The organism is Mucilaginibacter sp. P4_E8 (assembly GCF_056401495.1).
Genome location: NZ_JBFUJG010000260.1, coordinates 1 through 3,896, shown reverse-complemented (window position 1 = coordinate 3,896; position 3,896 = coordinate 1). Strand labels below are relative to the sequence as shown.

The 3,896-nt window shown below is 37.9% G+C and carries 3 protein-coding genes and 1 pseudogene; all 4 read left to right on the top strand.

Annotated features, from left to right (window positions below):
- The coding region (locus AC1DRQ_RS30035; RefSeq protein ID WP_477429575.1) for a redoxin domain-containing protein at nt 1-1,083 on the top strand (1,083 nt) is incomplete at its 5' end.
- Between the two features lie 97 nt (nt 1,084-1,180).
- Nucleotides 1,181-1,870, top strand: coding sequence for a response regulator transcription factor (locus tag AC1DRQ_RS30030; RefSeq protein WP_429397590.1), 690 nt, complete (start codon nt 1,181-1,183; stop codon nt 1,868-1,870).
- 99 nt (nt 1,871-1,969) lie between these two features.
- Nucleotides 1,970-2,896, top strand: a pseudogene (locus AC1DRQ_RS30025) (hypothetical protein).
- Between the two features lie 52 nt (nt 2,897-2,948).
- The coding region (locus tag AC1DRQ_RS30020; protein ID WP_477429573.1) for a FimB/Mfa2 family fimbrial subunit at nt 2,949-3,896 on the top strand (948 nt) is incomplete at its 3' end.

The window sequence follows — 3,896 nt, the reverse complement described above, 5'->3', positions numbered from 1 at the left end:
GTATTCCTGTTTTCGTGTAAGGACAAATCGGCATTTACCATCTCAGGTACCATTAAAAACCCATCAAGCTTAAAAATAGTGTACCTGCTTGAAGCCGACAGCAGCCAGGTAAAGGTTATTGATTCCACCACTTTGAGCGAAGACGGAAAGTTTAAGTTTAAGCACGAGGCACCTTATGCCAATTTATATAAACTGCGTACCGGCGAAAGTATTTATGACCTGATAGCTAAAAATGGCGATGATATTGAGTTTACTACCGATCTTAAAGATAATACCCATGCCTATACCATTACCGGGTCTGATGATTCTGATAAGATAAAGGAATTTAACAGGATCAGTAACCTTTACGGCGAAAAAAATAATAAGGTAGTTACAGAATACCAGGAAAAATCGCAGGCGCTGGGTAAGCAGTCTGATTCGTTGCTGAAAATATATATGCCCATATTTCAAAAGAACATGGGCGATTATAGCAATGCGGTATTGAAATTTGTTAACGATAACAAAAATTCACTTGCCGGTTTTTATGCAGCCACTTCACTGGATGTGTTTAAATATGAGCCACAGCTGGTAGCTTATGCCGATGAAATAAAGGGCAGCTTTCAGACCAACCCCGGGGTACAGCAATTCATCAAACAAATGGAAAGGGCCAAGCCGGTTTCTATTGGTCACAAAGCCCCTGATTTTACCACTGCAGGTATTGATGGTAAGCCGGTAAAATTAGCTGACTATAAAGGGAAATATGTAATGATTGATTTTTGGGCTTCCTGGTGTATGCCTTGCCGCCAGGAAAATCCTAATGTGGTAAAACAGTACAATGCTTTTAAATCAAAGGGATTTAACATTTTAGGTATATCCTTAGATAAGGAGAAAAAAGACTGGCAAAAAGCTATTAATGATGATAAGCTGACCTGGGCCCACGGATCAGACCTTAAAGGTTTTGAAGGCCCTACAGAAGAGCTTTATCATGTGGAGGCCATACCCTCAAATTTTATCATTGATCCTCAGGGAAATATCGTTGCGAAGAACATTACAGGTGCCGATCTTGAAGCTTTTTTAAACAAAACATTTAGCAAGCCTCAATAAATCGTTAATATAAGGTAACCTTTAACAATTTGTTAATATTAGCTTAACTTTTAGCTTTTGTAAAGCGTATACTTTTATACAAAAAATTTAACGTGCCATGAGCAACTCCTCCAAACAGAAAATACTTATTGTTGATGATGAACCGGATATTTTAGAGTTAATAGAATACAATCTGAAAAAAGAAGGTTATCAGGTGTTTTTGGCGCGTAACGGACAGGAAGCTGTTGCCGAAGCAAAAAAATCATTACCTGACCTGATTGTTCTGGATATCATGATGCCTAAAATGGATGGTATTGAAGCTTGTCGTATTATGCGTACCATGCCCGAGTTTAAAAATACTTTTATGGTGTTTTTAACGGCCCGCAGCGAAGAATATTCTGAAATTGCCGGTTTTAACGTAGGTGCCGATGATTATATTGCTAAACCGATAAAACCACGTGCCCTGGTAAGCCGCATAAACGCCATATTGCGCCGTAATGCCCCGGCCGAAGATGCACCTGATAACAAACTGGAAATAGGTAACCTGGTTATTGACCGCGAAGCTTACCTGGTTTATAAAGATGGTGTTAAGGTGGTTTTAGCTAAAAAGGAATTTGAATTACTTTATTTGCTGGCCTCAAAGCCCGGCAAGGTGTACACCCGCGAGGTGATCCTGAAAAATATTTGGGAAGACTCTGTAGTGGTTACCAACCGTACCATTGATGTGCACATACGCAAACTGCGCGAAAAACTGGGCGACGACTGTGTAGCTACCGTAAAAGGTGTAGGCTACAAGTTTGAAGCATAAACTTTTCGTTACGGTTTAAAATCTTGATCCAACTATTTAATCATTAAATAGTTGGATTTTTTTTGGAAAAAGAATTACCTTTAAGGCAAACTTAAACCGATGAAAAAATATCTGCCTCTCTTGCTGGTGGTTTGCTTTTTTGCTTTCTCCTGTAAAAAAGACCACCATCCCGGTACAGATCCTGATGCTAAAACCTACAACGTAAAATTTAATTTAACAGGCTTTACACAATCAATAACCAGCGCAGCCAGCCATAAAAAAGTAAACGGGATAAAAACCAATGCAACCCCGGTACCTGTTACCAATGATTATTTTAAAATTATAAAATACATTGTTTATGATGCTTACGGACATGAAGTTCGTAATCTAAGTATAGATTCAACCGCGAGTAATTTCGGTACAATTTCAGATAAGTTGCCAGCCGGGACTTACACTATTGGAATTGGTGCAGGTAAAGGTGGCTTACAAAGTGTATTAAGGGATGTGGTTGGTAGTAATTATCGATATTTTTATGGAGTTAATTCTAATTCCCCAACGTTCCCCTGGGGAGATACATTTGTTGACAAGTTTAAAATAACCCTACAGGGTGATATTAACCAAGCCGTTACATTAAGCAGAATAGTAGGTCAATTAGAAGTAAATATTGAAGATGCAATTCCGGCTAACGTTAAAACCATTGTGGTAACGGTAAATAAGGATTACTATTATTACACATTTGGAGCAGAACAGCCTGAGGTTCCCGATTTGGCTACTTTAACAACAATTGTTCCTGATGCTGTAAAAGGAAGCACCAATTTTAAAATTGATAATATAATTTGTAATACCATAACCCCRTTTTCGGTAACTATTACTSCATATGATGCCAACCAAAAAARMATARRTRCWGGCGTTACCGTAACTAATGTAAYATGCGAAAAAAATARAARAACAATATTGTCAGGRAAATTATTCAATRGYYYGGTCAAYAATASYTTYTCTATMGGTATTAATGATTGGGATCCTRATMCTAWTAMTRTCSAATATTAATTAYTGATTTATTTAGCCGCCAACAAATAGTTATCAAATTAAACTTAAAGAAATGAAAAAGAATTTTTTCGCTTTGATGCTTRTTTGCCTGATCATGTGGTCTTGTAAAAAAGAAAGCTCAAAGRATACYACWGATACCGGAGGYAAAARCTCCCATAAARTTACCTTYAYRGTWGGGTTTTCAAAGCAAACTACCGATTTTMAAACCAACGGTTTAAAGGTCAATAGTGCAAATCGTCCGCTTACCACTCAAGCCCTTGCAGATCAGGTTGAAGTTATACTTTTTGCTATATATAATAACAAGGGCGATAAAGTGAAAGTTATCCAGCAATCATCAACTGATGCTGCTTTTGGAACCTTTGCAGAGGAATTACCTGATGGGAGTTACACCGTAATAGTAGCAGCCGGAAAAACAGGTTTAGCACTGTCAAATGACCTTGGTGAAGATGGTAGTTATTATGTTGCCAAAAGCAGTTTGACTACAGATATATTAACCTATGGAACAAGTCCTGAACGTATTTACCCCACTATATTTGATAAAGAGGCGTTTTACAAAAAGGTCCCTTTAACAATCCCCGGCAATGCCCCACAAACTGTTTATCTCAATAGGATAACCACAGAAATACAAGTAATAGTAAAAGATGCTATCCCTCCAAATGCCAAATTTTTCGGGCTCGCAATCGAGCAGGTTGCTTATAAATTTTATGTCAGTTGCGGTTGTTCCGCAAGCATAACCGACAGCAGGCTTCTCGGTTTATATCGTAGTTTGGATATTTCCCCAACAGATATAGGGACCTTAAATTATACATTTAGCCAACCTTTTCTGGCTCTTCCTAAATCAAATGTAACACTTTATTGCTCATCGGAAGATCTGGGGAGCAATAGTGATAGCTGGAGCGGTGATATATCGACAGTCCTAATACCCAATGTAACTTGTTTGCCTAATCAAAGAACAATTTTAACCGGTAATTTATTTGGTGGGGGAGGTAACCCTGTTAAT

Bases quoted from the DNA above. Each gene is read 5' to 3' on its own strand.
- AC1DRQ_RS30030 (WP_429397590.1), top strand. From the start codon at position 1,181: ATGAGCAACTCCTCCAAACAGAAAATACTTATTGTTGATGATGAACCG.